Here is a 15456-nt window from a genome sequence, read left to right as displayed (position 1 = left end):
CTCTTCCCTAAAGATGGGTTATTTAATCATTTTTTCTTTATTATATACGGTGCTGAACAGCCAATCTTTAATCGATAAAAACCGGTCGTCAGTCAATTGGTCGGGGTATGTCATCAAAACCAGCGGCACACCTTTAATATCCGCATTGATCGTCGGCTGGACATAGCTGTACTCCGTCAAATGATAGTCGTTTCTCTTATAAAACCTGATGCGCTTCTTTTGGATATCATTTTCAGGCGGTTCGACCTCCAGCACAACGGGCTTGCCGCTCAAGCCATTATAGTCATCTAGCAGCTTCGAGCCGGTCCCATTGCCCCGGTATGCTTCATCCACTGCAAAATGTTCGACAAAACGATACTCCGGCCCTTCCCATTCCGCCACAATACCGATCAGATCGCCGCTTTCCTTCAAGCCGAATACTGTATACTCTTCCAACTCCATGAGTTTTCTCTGATCCGATTTTGTACGGCGTTCACTTGGCGGGAACGCCTCTTCCAATATTTTAAATATTTCATCAAAATCTGTTTCGTCCAGCTTTTCCAGCATTTAAAACTCTCCTTAAAGCGAATCTTTAAAATAAAAACCGTACTATTCGATCAGTCCCATGCTCAAGTATCTCTCACCGGAGTCCGGTGCGATACACAGCACCCTTTTGCCTTTGCCGAGCTTTTTGCCGACCATGATTGCTGCATGTACAGCCGCTGCCGCCGACGGTCCGACAAAGAGCCCCTCTTCTTTGGCCAGCCTCCTGAACATATTCACCGCATCATCATCATCAATCTGGATGATCTCATCATATACATCCTCGTTCAGAATGATCGGTACAAAGCCAGGGGAAGTACCGACAAGTTTGTGCTTGCCCGGCTGTCCTCCGGACAATACCGGTGAGCCGCTGGGCTCGACGACAGCGACATGCAGGACCGGCAGTTTTTTCTTCAGCGTTTCACCTGTACCTGTTATTGTGCCGCCGGTGCCTGAAGTTGCCACAAACCCATCCAGATCATTGTCCATCTGCGCCATTATTTCAAGCGCCGTCGTCGTTCTGTGAATATCCGGGTTCGCATAGTTTTCAAACTGCTGCGGTATGAAGGCATTCGGAATTTCTTCCTTCAGTTCCTTTGCCTTTTTGATTGCACCCGGCATTTTCTCATCGCTCGGAGTGAGAACCACTTCCGCACCGTATGCTTTCAGCAGGTTGATTCGTTCTTCAGTCATATTATCGGGCAGTACAAAAATTGCTCTGTATCCTTTTGCAGCAGCATTCATCGCAAGGCCGATCCCCGTATTGCCGCTTGTCGGCTCTATCAGAGTGTCTCCCGGCTTGATGATGCCGTCTTCTTCAGCCTTCCTGATCATATTATAGGCTGCACGGTCCTTCACACTTCTGCTCGGGTTGAAGAATTCCAATTTCACAAAAATATCTGCACAGTCTTCCGGCACGACGCTGTTCAGTTTCACTGCCGGTGTGTTCCCAATCAATTCAGTCATATCATTATATCGTGTCATTTTTTATCACCTTTATATCAGAGTCATTAAAATTATATATGAAATCATTTTGCATATCAAATAACTAGGAATTATAATCATCTGATTCCAACCGAGTATATGTTAATATATTCTCGAGGTGAATAAAATGAAAACACTGTTTCACATTCACAGTCTAAATACGGAACATCCATCTGTGGTGATGTCCCAGCACAATTTCAATGCTCCCAACCCGGCCCTTCCTGATATGCTGAGGGCCCTGAACCCTGATGTTGAAATTTTCACAAGTGTCGATCATCTGGAGGAAAATGATGTTTTTATGCATAAGAACATCATTTTCGAAACGATAAAACACTTCAAAAATGTCGACGGTTATATAACAGATCAGATATTCACAGACAACCACCATCATATCGATTCGATGTTCGTCAATGAATTATCCAAACTGATCGGCGACAGGCACTTCATTATCGGGCCTTCATTTTCAAAAATCCCGTATTTCAGGCAGAGCCAGATTCTGGATGAACTCATCGAATACGACGTCTCCGGCGTAATGTTCGACATCAGACATATCGATTTTAATAATTACAGTGAACTGCAGCCGCTGGCCAAATTAAAAATCCATGCCAAAAAAAGGATTGAAATCATTCCGGTGGTATCTTCAGAAGAGAAACGCGATGAACTGACCAAAAGCATTCCTTTCGATATGGTCTACATTCATCCTTAAAAGCCATTTTTCTGTGATCATTTAAAAACCGGGCAGTCATTATTTCAGGTGACTGCCCGGTTTTTGTTTACAGTAATTCTGTTACGTCTGTGTATTCAAGATTTTGCGCTTCAGCGACTGCTTTGTATGTTACGTGGCCGTCCAGCGTGTTGAAACCGCCAAGCAGCATCGGATTGTCTTCTGCAGCTTTTTTGTAGCCCTTGCCCGCAATCTGGACACCCAGGTTCATCGTTGCATTTGTCAATGCGATGGTTGATGTACGCGGCACTGCACCTGGCATATTCGCCACTGCGTAGTGAACCACTTCATGTTTTATATAAGTCGGGTCATCATGCGTCGTGACTTTATCCGTCGTTTCAAAAATACCGCCTTGGTCAATCGCGATATCAATGACTACAGATCCCGGGTTCATCGTTTTCACCATTTCTTCAGTGACAAGTTTTGGCGCTTTTGCACCCGGGATGAGTACCGCCCCGATGACAAGGTCACTTTCTTTAACTGCGTTGGAAATGTTGAGCGGTGATGACATCATCGTCTGGATGCCTGAACCGAACAAGTCGTCAAGCTCTCTCAGACGTTGTGGATTGAGATCAATTACATTGACTCTTGCACCAAGTCCGATTGCCATTTTAGCAGCGTTTGTACCGGCCATGCCGCCACCGATGATCGTCACCGTTGCACGTTCCACCCCTGGGACACCTGCAAGCAGTATACCTTTACCGCCTTTCGTCTTCTGTAAGAATTCGCTTCCAATTTGTGTTGCCATTCTTCCGGCAACTTCACTCATCGGAGCAAGGAGAGGTAACGAGCCGTTCGGTGCCTGGATTGTTTCATATGCGATTGAAACGACTTTCTTTTCCAGTAAAGCTTTAGTCAATTCAACTTCCGGAGCAAGGTGAAGGAATGTATAGAGTATCATGCCCTCTTTGAAAAAATCGTATTCTTCCTTCAAAGGTTCCTTGACCTTGACGATCATTTCAGCATCCCATGCCTCGCCTGCAGAACCTGCTATTTCAGCTCCCGCATCTATGTAATCCTGATCTTCGAAATAAGAAGCAGACCCTGCACCGGACTCCACCTTTACAGTATGCCCCCCAGTCACAAATGCATGCACCCCGCCAGGTGTCAAACCTACTCTGCTTTCATTATTCTTAATCTCCTTAGGTACACCTATTATCAATCTAAAACATCTCCCTTCTATAATTGAATCAATTGTATCACGAGTTCTTAAATTCGTCATGATTGAGAGTTAGAGATTATTGTCAATATTCACAATACAAGTTATAATATAGATAAGGAAGATATATTCAATCAACGTACATGAAAGGGGTTTCACATTATGGTAGAATACAAAAACATTTTAATCGCAGTTGACGGGTCCAGAGAAGCAGAGTGGGCATTCCACAAAGCATTGGGAGCAGCCAAGCGTAATAATGCAAAACTCAGTATCATCAACATTATTGATACCCGCTCATTTGCATCAGTTGAAGCCTACGACCGTTCAATTTCAGATCGGGCGAATGAATTCGCCAAAAAGTTATTAGACGGTTATGAAGCGTTGGCTCTTGAAAAAGGGATCACTGAAGTGGATAAAATCATTGATTACGGTTCACCAAAAGCGATCATTCCTAAAAAAGCAGTTGAAAAAACAGGCGCCGACGTCATCATATGTGGTTCCTCCGGTCTGAACGCAGTAGAGCGTTTCATCGTTGGTTCAGTATCGGAAGCAATTGTAAGACATGCTCATATTGATGTATTAGTCGTCAGAACTGAAAACATTCCAGAAGACTTTGAAACGACTGTCGCTACAGAAGAACTTGTTTCTGAAAGCGAAGAGAACGTCGAGTAAAAACAAAAAAGCCCTAAGGGGCTTTTTTTAATGTCTTCTTTAACCTGTGGTTATTATTCTTCTTCACCCAGAAGTTTCAGCATGACCATATCGATGAATTCACCGTAAGACATGCTGTTGATTTCCTGAGTGTCCTCCACTACATAAATCTCATCGTCAGACGCCTTATCCACCGGTAAAATATAAGCCGTATCACGGACTTTCAGTTCAAATTCAACCATATTCTTTCTGAATAAAATTTCTATTTTTTTCTTTAATTCCCTCTACATTGATTACAGTATCGAGGCCATAATCCGTCGCCTGCAGATTCTTTTCACTTCGGTTCACGTGTAATTCTATACCTTTTGCTTCCAGGCTTTTCTTATAATCTTCAACTTCCAAAAGGATTCTATCAAGCACCTTACTGCATTCGGAATAATTCTGCTCGGCATCAGCACTGTCCACATCTATACTTTTCTCAAACATATTAACGATCTCTTCTCTATTCATATCCATACCCTCTCTTAAAATATTTTGAAAACGTTTTTCCAATAATATCAAGGCCCATGTTACATATTCTCGTAGATGACTGATCGTTAATTGTATACTCGCTCAATTTCTCCATAAACTAAAAAACGTCTGCCAAAACAAGTTTGACAGACGTGATAATTTTATTCCATCCCTGTAATTCTCATGACATCTCTTGCAATCATCAGCTCTTCGTTCGTCGGGATGATTATAATTTTAACCGGTGAATATGGGTGGTTGATGAATTTCTCCTGTCCTTTGACATCATTCATCGTTTCATCAAAATAAACACCCATGAACTCAAGGCCGTTAACAACTTTGGCTCTGACGACATCGGAGTTCTCTCCCACACCTGCTGTGAAGATAATCGCATCAAGTCCGCCCATTCTGGTTGCGTATGATCCCATATACTTATGGATTCTTTCTCCAAAAACATCCAGTGCAAGCTCTGCACGTGAATTCCCGTTTTTAGCCTCTTCTTCTATATCTCTTAAATCGCTGGAAAAACCACTGACTCCGAGCAGTCCGGATTCTTTATTCAGTACATTCAGCACTTCTGTTGCCGTTTTTCCGGTCTTCTTCATAATATAAGGGATCAATGCAGGGTCGAGGTTGCCTGAACGCGTGCCCATCGTCACTCCCGCAAGCGGTGTAAACCCCATGGAAGTATCGATGGACTTGCCGCCCTTCACTGCTGCGATGCTTGCGCCATTCCCAAGGTGGCAGCTGATCAGTCTCAGCTCTTCAAGCGGCCTGCCTAGCATTTCACTCGCTCTGCCGGTCACATATTTATGGCTTGTACCATGAAAGCCGTATTTTCTGATGCCGTACTCTTTATAATAACTGTAAGGTAAACTGTATAGGTATGAACTTTCAGGCATCGACTGATGAAATGATGTGTCGAATACTGCAACGTGCGGAACATCCGGCAGCTGCTCTCTGAATGCGTTTATTCCCATCAGGTTTGCAGGGTTGTGTAATGGGGCAAGCTCACTCAGTTCATCAATTTTTTCCACAACTTCATCAGTGATCAATACTGAATCTTCAAATGTTTCACCGCCATGGACCACTCTGTGGCCGGACCCGATGATGTCATTAATATCATTAATCACTTCTAATCTCAGCAGTTCATCAAGCATGGCATTGACGGCATCTTCATGGTTATCAAAATCGCGCTCCTGGACTTTCTTTTCGCCGTCAACAGTTACGGAAAATATACCGCCTTCAAGTCCGATTCTTTCAACCAGACCTTTTGCAATCTCAACTTCTTCCGGCATTTCAAAAAGCTGAAATTTGAATGAGGAGCTCCCTGCATTCATCGCTATAATTTTCGTCACAATCCCACCTACTTTTTCTTACTAGTATAAGTTTCGTACCATGTGTTCGTTCTATCCAGGAACAATTTCATCTGTTCTGCATTTTTGAAATCCGGCACATCACCGACCAGCACTTCAATATCTTCTATCGGTTTATACCCTTTTTTCAATACAATAATGGATTTGTGCATATTTTCTGTTTTGAATAAAGTGTCCGGTAAATTTAAAAACATCAGCAATGTCGCTTCTGTTGATATAAACTCTTTGATTGTTTCATTATTTTCTTCAAGAATATTAGAAGGTACTACAAAGATACCGATGCCGTCATCCTCGACATGACCCATCGCCGCTTCCAGCATCAGCAGATGCGCAAAACTTTTTCCCTCTTTGAATGCCGTTGTAAAACCTTCAGCCGGCAGAGGATAATAGCCGATCGGCAGATCACCGATTGCAATATCCGCTTTTGTGAGCTTTGCAGGCTCAATGATATTGTGTGGGTATATATCCATCGGCACTTTCAGAAAATCACACAATGCGACATTGAAGCGTGACAGTACAGGGTCCACTTCGACACCGTGAAAATCAACCTGATCCACATGTTCCTTGACCGTCATGGACAGATGACCTGTCCCGCTGCCGGCATCCAGCAGGTTGATATGATCTTTCTCTTTGAACAGACCGACCAGATGCGCTATCAGATATCCGATGGAATCCGGCGTCAGCTGATGGTTCGCCTGAACACTCTCTTCATTCAGCTGATACAGATAAGCAAATTGAACCGCTTTCCTCAAATCTGCATACTCATATTTACCGTCATCGATCTGAAGTGTCAGCAAAGCTTCCATCAATGCTTCAATTCTGGAAATCTCACTGTTGTCTTTCAGGACAGCTTCTGTTTCGTCTACAATCAACTGATAGATTTCTTCCAAATTACTCTTTGCCATTTTATCCCCACTCACATAAAAATATGGACTGCCCGAGGTCGAACAGTCCCTTTTCAAACATTATAAAATATCTTATAAAGATTTTAAAGCGTCCACCGCTGCATCATAGTCCGGCGGATTCGTACCTTCGGAAACGTATTCGACATGAACGACTTTATCATTTTCATCAATGACGAACACACTTCTTGCCTGAAGTCTCAGCTCATCCATCACTGTACCGTAGTTTTTGCCGAATGACAGATCTTTGTGATCGCTGAGAGTAATTGCATTATCAATGCCTTCATTTGCACACCATTTTGCCTGTGCAAACGGTAAGTCGTTTGAAATGGTGATGACGACCGCGTTGTCCACCGAGCCGGCATCCTCGTTGAATTTTTTAGTCTGTGTGCTGCAAAGACCCGTATCCAGTGAAGGCACCACACTGATCAATTTTTTCTTCCCTTTATAATCGGAAAGGCTCACTTCTTCCAGACTGTTGTTTAATACCGTAAAATCAGGTGCAGTATCTCCTACTTTGACTTCGTTACCACTGACTGTGACCGGATTACCTTGAAACGTGACTTCTACCATTGTACAAATCATCCTCCTGATATTTAATTTCTTCATCTTTCATTATACGCTCTTTAATTTCATTTTTATACTGATAGTAACTATTCTTCACCACATACGTATCCGCAAAGTAATCATGCAGTCCGATACGGCGTTCGGGGAACAGCACCATCAGATAAGGCAGATACCATAAAAAGTTGTTGATATAGCGTCCTACAAGTTCGCGGAATATCACCTGGGGCCAAGACAGCTTTTCGGAATTCACGCTGACCACCGTAATGCCTGTAATCATCTTACCAAGCGTCGCCTGTGCGAAATACGTCATCAGTATAAAGTACAGGAAATAAAGTGCGCCTGAAGCGATGTTTGCGATGCTCAGCATCGGTGTCAGAAAATAGATATCCCCTATACCTATGACCTGTACGAGCGGATAAATGATAATCTGGCTCAGTCCCCAGATGGCCAGGCCATCAATTATAAATGCCACTGCACGGCTCATGAAAGATGCGCTGGACATGTAATCCAATTTATCTTCCAGAGTACTTTTTGCCGGCTGGTATCTTAAATTATTTTTTTGTGCACTTTCCATATTATCCCTCCTTATCTGTCATACAGGTACATAGGCTGGAGTCCCTGACGGTTGTTGATCAGCTGTTCAACACGCGCGATATCATTCTGACCCGTCAGCTCTCCGAAGATGCTTTTTGCACCGTAACTTAAATTCAAACCTGCAAAATTGTTGGCATAGCCATATTCGATTATTTGCGGATTGCCGCCGACTTCTTCTTTCAATGCGGCTGTCGCATCCTCAATATGGCCGAGCTGGTCCACAAGTCCGTTGTCGACTGCTTCTTCACCGAGATAGATACGTCCATCCGCTATATTCCTCACTTCATCTTCACTCATGCCGCGCCCGTCTGCAACCACTTGTACAAAGTCATCAAACATGGAATCCACCATGCCCTGAACATATCTTTCCTCTTCTTCGGTCGGGTCTTTAGTCGAACTCAGCATCTCTTTCATATCACCACTGGTATAACTGTTGAACTCGATCCCGAGATCTTCAGCCAGCTGCTGGAAGTTTATCGACTGCATGATGACACCGATGGAACCCGTCATCGTTTCTTCAGATGCGAAAATCTGGTCGGCAGGTGCGGACACATAATAACCGCCTGAAGCAGCCATACCGCCCATCGAGCTGTAAATGACCTTGCCGGCTTCCTTGGCCTGTACAAGATATTTATGTATTTCCGCTGATTCATATACACCGCCGCCCGGTGAATCCACATTCAGCAGGACGCCTTTAATGGTGTCGTCTTCAATCACCTGTTTCAAAGACTCGATGATCAGCTGGTGATTGTATTCCTGGGCCGCAAACATGCTCTGCTGATTGCCAGTATCCACCATCGTGCCTTCAATATTGATCATGGCAATTTTGCTGTTCGGGTCACCCTGCTCCACTACCTGGGTCGGCGGAAACTCCCCTCCTGCAAACTGATCGACCGTTTCCTGAAAATCACTTGCCCATAAATTGGTGAAAATTGAAAAGAACACACCGAAAACCAACAGCGTGGCAGCAATTACTGCCGCTATTATACGCTTCATAAAAACACTCCCTAATATTTAATCCTATGCCAATATTATGATAACATATAGATGGTACAGTCAAATAGGATTAAGGGGCGGTAAGCATGAATAAGTTTGAAAATGTCTATTTCTTTGACCCTTTTGGAAAAGATACAGAGAGAATCAGAAAAGACCTGATGGAAGTATTTAATAATATGGGCATCCATACAGTGAAGACGAGCGAAGAGGCGGATCTGATCGCTTCTATCGGAGGGGACGGCACGTTTTTGCAGGCCGTCAGAAAAACCGGATTCAGGGACGACTGCGTGTATATAGGAATCGCAATTCAGGAAGATGATTACATGTACGTCGATTTCGATTATAAAAACAGCCACCTGATTTCAGAAGCACTTACTTCCGAAGACACGGAAGTACGCAATTATCCTGCGATTGAAGTGAAGATCAACGATAACAAGCCGAGCTTCTGTCTAAATGAGTTCACACTCCGTTCCAGCATCGTCAAAACCATCATGATGGATGTTTATATAGATGACTTTTTATTTGAACAATTCCACGGCGACGGTGTCCTTGTCTGTACACCGACCGGCTCCACAGGATATAACAAATCCCTTGGCGGTGCGGTAGTCGACCCCCTGGTGAAAGCCATCCAGGTCACAGAGCTCGCCAGTGTCAACAACAATAAATACCGTACGCTCGGTACAAGCTTTCTGCTGAATAAAGACCGTCCGTTGACATTGATGATTGATAAGAGCAAAGATTACTACCCGATCATGTCTTTGGATAATGAGGCACTCAGCCTGCAGAATACGGAACAGGTACAGATCCGTGTGGCGGACAGGATCATCAAAACATTAAGACTGCCGAACAATACTTTCTGGCATAAGACACAAAGAAACTTCCTGTAAAAAACAGGAAGTTTCTTTTTTGTCCATTATAATAATTCCTCAAATTCCGCAGCTGCCTCTTTATTCGCAGATGGTGTATATGTTTCAATACCGGCGACCGCTCTATCTATCAACGGTTCAAAATCCACCCGCTCTTCAAAATGCTTCACTTTTTCAAGTGACGGTTTCGTCTTCGGCGACTTCGGCTTGAATATCGTGCAGCAGTCTTCAAACGGCAGAATCGATGTTTCATATGTGCCGAACCGCTTTGACATATTGACGATGTCATTCTTCTCGAGTGTAAGCAGTGGTCTTAGCACCGGCAGGTTCGTCACTTCATTGATTGCATACATGCTTGTCAGCGTCTGTGAAGCGACCTGCCCGAGGTTTTCCCCGTTGATGACCGCTTCCGCATCAATTTTTGCAGCCAGTTTTTCTGCGATCCTCAGCATCACCCGTCTTGTAGAAGTCATAGACAGATTGTCCGGTATGCGGTCATATAAAGTCGTCTGGAGCTCTGTAAACGGCACGATGTGCAGTTTAATATCGAACCCTGTCCGCCCGCTCATGATATCGACGAGCTGTTTGACCTTATCCGTCGCCTGTGGACTCGTGTAAGGCGGAGAATGGAAATGCACCGCTTCGATTTCCACACCTTTTCTCATTATATCGAGACCGGCCACCGGCGAATCGATGCCGCCTGAAAGCATCAGGAGGCTTTTGCCGCCGGTTCCAAGCGGAAGTCCGCCGAGACATTTTACTGAATCGTGATACATATAGATCGCATCCAGACGCACTTCAACCGTAATCTGGTGATCGGGCTGCCTGACATTGACGGTCAGATGGTCTGTATTTTCCAGTATATGTCCTCCGAGCAGATGTTGTATATCATGCGTCTGTAAATGAAACGTCTTATCTCCCCTTTTGACTTCTATTTTAAATGTCTTATCTGCATCAAAATCATTTGCAAAAAGGAGTGCAGTTTCCTGCATCGCTTCTTCCGTCTTATCTATTCTGACTACAGGCGACACGCTTAAAATGCCGCTGATGAGTTTCAATTTATCAATGACCTCGTATGCATCCTCATCATTGATGACAATGTAGGCACGGTCCCTGTTCGATTTTATATGCACATCCATGCCTCTTAGCGCTCTGTTCATCCTTTTTCTCAGAGCACTGACGAACATTTTTCTGTTTCTGCTTTTTAAAGTCATTTCACCGTAGCGGATCAATATGTGATCGTATTTCATATTAAAACATCTCCTATTTCTTCATATACCTCTTTTAATCCCTTTATCAGCATATCGACATCTTTCTCTTCGGTATCTTTCGACATGGAAATCCGGATGCTGCCGTTGATGACATCCACACTCTGTCCCATCGCTGTCAGTGTTTCATTCAACGTTGCAAGCTTTGATGCACATGCGCTCGTCGTCGATACCATAATACCCTTTTCAGACAGTGCATTCACTGCGACTTCACCCTTCGCACCCACATATGACAAATTTAATATGTGCGGAACATCACCCGGCTGTATGACGATTGATCGATGCTCTGCCAGAGCATTTCTGATCGACTGGTTGTATTCTTCGATTTTACCGGAGATATTATCGGTATTTTCATGACTCAGCCTCAAAGCTTTGGCCATCGCCGCAACCGCGGGCAGATTGACCGTACCGCTTCTCAAATTATATTCGTGCCCGCCTCCGAAGAAAATCGGCGGCATCGTCTTCAATTCCCTGGTGATCAAAGCACCGGAACCTTTTACGCCGTGAAATTTATGTCCTGAAATACTCAGCGTATCGACATTTTCATAATTGATTTCCACCTTGCCGACCGCCTGGGTGGCATCAACATGAAAGTGTGCTTTGGGAAATCCTTTCAGAATCTCTGCAATCTCCTGAATCGGCTGAACCGCACCGACGATATTATTGACAGCCATTACAGTGACAAAAATGACGTCTTCATCCATCAGTTTTCTTAAATGATCCACATCGACTCTGCCCTGTTCAGTCGTTTTTATAAATTTCACGTTGAACCCTTCTGATCTGTAATGATCGACGACGTTGATCACACTCGGATGTTCAAGCTGGCTGATGAGAATCGTGCTGCCGAATCTCTTCTTTCTGTTGAGCGTGCTCTGGATTGCGATATTATTGCTCTCTGTCGCACCTGAAGTGAAAACGCAATGATGATTCGGCAGTCCGAATATATCCAGAACCTGCTTCCTTGATGCTTCCAGAAGCTTTTCACTGTCCCGCCCTGCACTGTGTATGCTTGCCGTGTTGAAATAATAGTTCTGATTCACTTTATTGAATGTATTCAGTGCTTGTTCATCCGGTTTCGTCGTGGCAGCATTATCAAAATAATGCATCAAATTTCTCCTTTCATGTAAAAGGACTTAGAATATTATATTCTAAGTCGCTTCAATAACTACTTGTCGTCATATTCATTTTCGATTTTGTCTGCTGCGCCGGGCTCCACTTTTTCAAGTGCCGACTTGATGATTTCCAGCGAGCGTTTATATCTGCTTTCCTGGAACATCCTTTCCGCTTCACGCGCCTCGGCATCAAAATCGTGATCATCTCTTCTGAATCTGTTGCCGTACTGGATCATCACTTCTGTGAGTTCTGCATCACGCAGAAGTTCAAATGATTCCTGCTCGAACTTGTTCAGTTCAATCATGGTCTGGTTCACTTTGTCTTTGATGTACTGTACATTCAAAGGTCTTTTACTGAAGTATTGTTCGATGTTTCTTAAATCGATATCAAGATCATTTTTCAATATGACGAACCTTTCGGGTACATCAGGCAGATTTGAGCCGACCAGCCTGCGGTATATATTCTCTTTTTTATCCTGGATATAATAAGCATTTTCACGAGCCTCTTCAGCATCATCCCTCAAGTCGACCAGATGCTCCTGAATCTGCTCCTGCTCATCATTTATCCCGATGATCTGTTCCTTGATATGGGAAATCCTGTTTTCAACTTCACTGTATCTGGCATTTGCCCTGGACATCTCGGTGACAATCTCATCATATATGTCCACCAGGCTTTCTATCTCATGCTCAAATTTTTGAATGGAGTGGATATCTGTATCATTTATATAATACTGGTCTTTCAAATAATGGATTTCGGTTCTGAGTGTATAGTTCGAATTTCTTGCATGGAACAATTCATCTGTGACGAGCGGCTGGTCCTCATCCACTTTGATTTTCGCCTTCACTTCAAGTTCGATGAGTTCCAGAATATCATCCACATTATTGTTGATGTCATCCAGTATTTTACGCGCTTCATCAAGATCAAGTCTTGAAATCAGCGGTTCAACCAGGTTCAACTTCCCTTTTAATGTAGATAATTTGTTTTCAACTCTGACATGTTCCAGATCATAGCCGTCCGCTTTCAGATCACGGCAGCCGAATCTGATTTCCTGGAACTGTGCAGGAAGATCCTTTTGGACTTCCCTGATCAGCACAGGGATATCGTCCATATTTTCCTTCAATGTTACAAGATCGCTGTGCACTTCTTCTATGTGTTTGTTCGCACTGACATAATTACCGGCGTTCTTCATCTGGTCATACTCGTTTATTTCCGGTTCAAAACTGTCAATGAGTTCTTCAAGCGGGCCCTTGGCCTCACCAAACTGATATGCACTCGCAAGTACATCCCTTTTCGCTTCCCGGTGAATCTTCTCAGCATCCGCCCGGGCGATCATCGCTTTTTCATTGGCCTCAAGCAATTCATCAATTTCACCGCTCAACTGCTCATACTTGGTTTCAACTGAATCCATAGTATTGTCAGCCTGCTTCACTTTCTCATTACTGTCACTGAACTTGAACTTTGTTAAATCCAATTTTGCGTCTTCAAGCAATGATTTCGACTCATCCACCGATTCATTGTAGGAAGACTGCCATTCTTTCTGCCACCCGGAATAAAGTTCTTTTGCCTCACCATGTAAATTCAAATCTTTGACTTTAAATAACTCATCCTGAAAAGGCAGTGCTTTAACTTCTTCCAGACGATGATATTTATTATTCAAGTCCTCTAATTTTGTGTTTCTGATATAAAATACAATAGCCACCGCTATCGCTATCAAAACTATTATTCCGATAAGAATATAGACCCACATATACTTACCTCCTAAACATATAGTTAATTATAGCCTAAAAGCTTGAAACAAAAAACAGATAATTATATAATTTATAATTAAATTGATGAATAAAGGTGATTATACATGTTCACAGCCACAAATATTACAGATTACGAACAATTAAACAAGACTTTGAAAAGCCTGCTCGAAGATGAAACAGACAGAATAGCAAATTTATCAAATGCTGCGAGTCTGCTCAATTTCTATTTGAAAGATATAAATTGGGTCGGCTTTTATTTATTTGAAGAGAAATCCAACCAGCTTGTGCTGGGACCATTCCAGGGACTGCCGGCATGTGTAAGAATTGATAACGGGAAAGGCGTTTGCGGCACAGCATTCAGAGGCAATGACGTTTTCGTCGTTGATAACGTGAATGAATTCCCGGGCCACATCGCGTGTGATGCCAACAGTAAATCTGAAATTGTCGTGCCTATTTATAAAGACGGAGAACCGATCGGCGTTCTTGATATCGATTCACCTTTCTATGAGAGGTTCAGTGAGGAAGACCGCACAGGATTGATCGCCTTTGTGGATGTGTTGAAAAAATACATTTAACGCCTTGACTTTTACATAGGAATTATGTAGAATAAGCTATTGTGTAAATGAACGGATTAAGTAGCTTACAATCATTATATGCCAGTATATGGTTCCCGATAGTTGGTATGTGTTGCGTAACCAATGCTATGAGGCGAAGGCACTTTAAATCATATACCCATATGGGCGGTTGTTACCTTATGATGTTTATTGCATAAATAAAACACAATAAGGAGGAGTCATTATGGCTCGTTTTACAGGTTCAGTCTGGAAAAAATCCCGTCGTCTCGGTATCTCCCTGACAGGTACGGGCAAAGAGTTGGAGCGTCGTCCGTATGCACCAGGTGACCACGGTCCGACACAAAGAAAGAAAATTTCAGAATACGGTCTTCAGCTTCAGGAGAAGCAGAAGCTTCGTTACATGTACGGAATCAATGAGCGTCAGTTCCGCACAATTTTCGAACGCGCTGGTAAACTAAAAGGTGTTCACGGTGAAAACTTCATGATTCTGCTTGCATCACGTTTGGATGCAGTGGTATATCAGCTGGGTCTGGCACGCACACGCCGTCAGGCACGTCAGCTGGTTAACCACGGCCACGTAACAGTGGACGGCGGTCGTGTGGATATCCCTTCATACCACCTGAAACCAGGTCAGAAAATCGGTCTTCGTGAAAAATCACGTAACCTTGACATCGTTAAAGAAGCAGTTGAAGTCAACAACTTCATCCCTGACTATTTAACTTTCGATGACGAAAAAATGGAAGGTTCTTTCGTACGCTTCCCTGAACGTTCAGAACTTCCGGCTGAAATCAACGAACAGCTTATCGTTGAGTACTACTCAAGATAATAAGCATTTACCATTACAAAGACCGGCAGACATTGATTTTTCAATGCTGCCGGTCTTTTATTATGCCTTTTTTAATCC

The 15456-nt window shown here is 43.4% G+C and carries 18 protein-coding genes; 5 read left to right on the top strand and 13 right to left on the bottom strand.

Translation table 11 applies throughout. The features are described from left to right. Positions 1–18 precede the first annotated feature (18 nt). Together BLR15_RS05895 and cysK are read right to left on the bottom strand one after the other, a co-directional pair. Entirely contained in the window at positions 19–546 is a 528-nt protein-coding gene (locus BLR15_RS05895) for a GNAT family N-acetyltransferase (protein ID WP_092985652.1), read from the bottom strand. 42 nt (positions 547–588) lie between these two features. After that, complete coding sequence (gene cysK, locus BLR15_RS05890) at positions 589–1506, bottom strand: cysteine synthase A (protein ID WP_092985650.1); 918 nt, start codon at positions 1504–1506, stop codon at positions 589–591. Positions 1507–1633: 127 nt separating this feature from the next. Between cysK and BLR15_RS05885 the strand changes: the two genes are divergently transcribed. Then, positions 1634–2212, top strand: coding sequence for a hypothetical protein (locus tag BLR15_RS05885; protein WP_092985648.1), 579 nt, complete (start codon positions 1634–1636; stop codon positions 2210–2212). 67 nt (positions 2213–2279) lie between these two features. Here the strand turns inward: BLR15_RS05885 and ald are convergent, their stop codons facing one another. Then, on the bottom strand, positions 2280–3392 hold the full coding sequence (gene ald, locus BLR15_RS05880; RefSeq protein ID WP_092985646.1) for an alanine dehydrogenase: 1113 nt from the start codon (positions 3390–3392) through the stop codon (positions 2280–2282). 159 nt (positions 3393–3551) lie between these two features. Here ald and BLR15_RS05875 point away from each other — a divergent pair, with 159 nt between their 5' ends. Continuing rightward, positions 3552–4061 carry a universal stress protein gene (locus BLR15_RS05875; protein ID WP_092985644.1) on the top strand — a complete coding sequence of 170 codons (510 nt, stop codon included), beginning with the start codon at positions 3552–3554 and terminating at the stop codon, positions 4059–4061. 53 nt (positions 4062–4114) lie between these two features. Here BLR15_RS05875 and BLR15_RS13990 read toward each other — a convergent pair whose 3' ends face one another. The 7 genes from BLR15_RS13990 to sppA form a co-directional block, all read right to left on the bottom strand. Further along, the gene (locus tag BLR15_RS13990) at positions 4115–4282 is read right to left on the bottom strand and encodes a hypothetical protein (protein ID WP_176754071.1); all 168 of its coding nucleotides are present in this window, start codon (positions 4280–4282) and stop codon (positions 4115–4117) included. Further along, positions 4275–4550: a hypothetical protein gene (locus BLR15_RS05870; RefSeq protein WP_143003933.1), complete on the bottom strand. Its 276-nt coding sequence runs from the start codon at positions 4548–4550 to the stop codon at positions 4275–4277. Before BLR15_RS05870 ends, BLR15_RS13990 begins: the two co-directional genes overlap by 8 nt. Before the next feature lie 161 nt (positions 4551–4711). Then, positions 4712–5905, bottom strand: a complete 1194-nt coding sequence (locus tag BLR15_RS05865) for an acetate kinase (RefSeq protein ID WP_092985640.1) — start codon at positions 5903–5905, stop codon at positions 4712–4714. 8 nt (positions 5906–5913) lie between these two features. Further along, the gene (locus BLR15_RS05860; RefSeq protein ID WP_092985638.1) at positions 5914–6828 is read right to left on the bottom strand and encodes a class I SAM-dependent methyltransferase; all 915 of its coding nucleotides are present in this window, start codon (positions 6826–6828) and stop codon (positions 5914–5916) included. 72 nt (positions 6829–6900) lie between these two features. Further along, the gene (tpx, locus tag BLR15_RS05855) at positions 6901–7398 is read right to left on the bottom strand and encodes a thiol peroxidase (RefSeq protein WP_092985636.1); all 498 of its coding nucleotides are present in this window, start codon (positions 7396–7398) and stop codon (positions 6901–6903) included. Beyond that, positions 7373–7966 carry an RDD family protein gene (locus tag BLR15_RS05850; protein ID WP_092985634.1) on the bottom strand — a complete coding sequence of 198 codons (594 nt, stop codon included), beginning with the start codon at positions 7964–7966 and terminating at the stop codon, positions 7373–7375. The genes tpx and BLR15_RS05850 overlap by 26 nt, the downstream gene beginning before the upstream one ends. A gap of 11 nt (positions 7967–7977) precedes the next feature. After that, positions 7978–8982, bottom strand: coding sequence for a signal peptide peptidase SppA (sppA, locus tag BLR15_RS05845; protein WP_092985632.1), 1005 nt, complete (start codon positions 8980–8982; stop codon positions 7978–7980). A gap of 86 nt (positions 8983–9068) precedes the next feature. Between sppA and BLR15_RS05840 the strand changes: the two genes are divergently transcribed. Then, positions 9069–9869: an NAD kinase gene (locus tag BLR15_RS05840; protein WP_092985630.1), complete on the top strand. Its 801-nt coding sequence runs from the start codon at positions 9069–9071 to the stop codon at positions 9867–9869. Positions 9870–9895: 26 nt separating this feature from the next. Here BLR15_RS05840 and thiI read toward each other — a convergent pair whose 3' ends face one another. From thiI to BLR15_RS05825, 3 genes are read right to left on the bottom strand one after another with little or no spacing between them, the layout of a single operon-like run. Next, the gene (thiI, locus tag BLR15_RS05835; protein WP_092985628.1) at positions 9896–11098 is read right to left on the bottom strand and encodes a tRNA uracil 4-sulfurtransferase ThiI; all 1203 of its coding nucleotides are present in this window, start codon (positions 11096–11098) and stop codon (positions 9896–9898) included. Continuing rightward, the gene (locus tag BLR15_RS05830) at positions 11095–12222 is read right to left on the bottom strand and encodes a cysteine desulfurase family protein (RefSeq protein ID WP_092985626.1); all 1128 of its coding nucleotides are present in this window, start codon (positions 12220–12222) and stop codon (positions 11095–11097) included. Before BLR15_RS05830 ends, thiI begins: the two co-directional genes overlap by 4 nt. 59 nt (positions 12223–12281) lie before the next feature. Next, the gene (locus BLR15_RS05825; protein ID WP_092985624.1) at positions 12282–13976 is read right to left on the bottom strand and encodes a septation ring formation regulator EzrA; all 1695 of its coding nucleotides are present in this window, start codon (positions 13974–13976) and stop codon (positions 12282–12284) included. Positions 13977–14081: 105 nt separating this feature from the next. On the opposite strand from BLR15_RS05825, the gene BLR15_RS05820 reads away from it, so the two are divergent. Both BLR15_RS05820 and rpsD read left to right on the top strand, forming a co-directional pair. Then, positions 14082–14552 (top strand): GAF domain-containing protein, encoded by a 471-nt coding sequence (locus BLR15_RS05820; protein ID WP_092985622.1) that lies wholly within the window; start codon positions 14082–14084, stop codon positions 14550–14552. Positions 14553–14775: 223 nt separating this feature from the next. Continuing rightward, positions 14776–15378: a 30S ribosomal protein S4 gene (gene rpsD / locus BLR15_RS05815; RefSeq protein WP_092985620.1), complete on the top strand. Its 603-nt coding sequence runs from the start codon at positions 14776–14778 to the stop codon at positions 15376–15378. Positions 15379–15456 lie beyond the last annotated feature (78 nt).

Origin of the sequence: Lacicoccus qingdaonensis, from assembly GCF_900101075.1 — a bacterium.
GTDB lineage: Bacteria > Bacillota > Bacilli > Staphylococcales > Salinicoccaceae > Lacicoccus > Lacicoccus qingdaonensis.
The sequence above is the reverse complement of the archived record's forward strand: the minus strand, read 5'-3'. Positions and strand labels throughout refer to the sequence as shown.

Excerpts from the sequence above, each read along its gene's own strand:
- BLR15_RS05875 (WP_092985644.1), top strand. The coding sequence starts at position 3,552 with ATGGTAGAATACAAAAACATTTTAATCGCAGTTGACGGGTCCAGAGAA.
- BLR15_RS05820 (WP_092985622.1), top strand. The coding sequence starts at position 14,082 with ATGTTCACAGCCACAAATATTACAGATTACGAACAATTAAACAAGACT.
- BLR15_RS05885 (WP_092985648.1), top strand. The coding sequence starts at position 1,634 with ATGAAAACACTGTTTCACATTCACAGTCTAAATACGGAACATCCATCT.
- BLR15_RS05850 (WP_092985634.1), bottom strand. The coding sequence starts at position 7,966 with ATGGAAAGTGCACAAAAAAATAATTTAAGATACCAGCCGGCAAAAAGT.
- sppA (WP_092985632.1), bottom strand. The coding sequence starts at position 8,982 with ATGAAGCGTATAATAGCGGCAGTAATTGCTGCCACGCTGTTGGTTTTC.
- BLR15_RS05830 (WP_092985626.1), bottom strand. The coding sequence starts at position 12,222 with ATGCATTATTTTGATAATGCTGCCACGACGAAACCGGATGAACAAGCA.
- BLR15_RS05870 (WP_143003933.1), bottom strand. The coding sequence starts at position 4,550 with ATGAATAGAGAAGAGATCGTTAATATGTTTGAGAAAAGTATAGATGTG.
- cysK (WP_092985650.1), bottom strand. The coding sequence starts at position 1,506 with ATGACACGATATAATGATATGACTGAATTGATTGGGAACACACCGGCA.
- BLR15_RS05840 (WP_092985630.1), top strand. The coding sequence starts at position 9,069 with ATGAATAAGTTTGAAAATGTCTATTTCTTTGACCCTTTTGGAAAAGAT.
- BLR15_RS05860 (WP_092985638.1), bottom strand. The coding sequence starts at position 6,828 with ATGGCAAAGAGTAATTTGGAAGAAATCTATCAGTTGATTGTAGACGAA.
- BLR15_RS05825 (WP_092985624.1), bottom strand. The coding sequence starts at position 13,976 with ATGTGGGTCTATATTCTTATCGGAATAATAGTTTTGATAGCGATAGCG.
- BLR15_RS13990 (WP_176754071.1), bottom strand. The coding sequence starts at position 4,282 with ATGGTTGAATTTGAACTGAAAGTCCGTGATACGGCTTATATTTTACCG.
- BLR15_RS05895 (WP_092985652.1), bottom strand. The coding sequence starts at position 546 with ATGCTGGAAAAGCTGGACGAAACAGATTTTGATGAAATATTTAAAATA.
- tpx (WP_092985636.1), bottom strand. The coding sequence starts at position 7,398 with ATGGTAGAAGTCACGTTTCAAGGTAATCCGGTCACAGTCAGTGGTAAC.
- thiI (WP_092985628.1), bottom strand. The coding sequence starts at position 11,098 with ATGAAATACGATCACATATTGATCCGCTACGGTGAAATGACTTTAAAA.
- rpsD (WP_092985620.1), top strand. The coding sequence starts at position 14,776 with ATGGCTCGTTTTACAGGTTCAGTCTGGAAAAAATCCCGTCGTCTCGGT.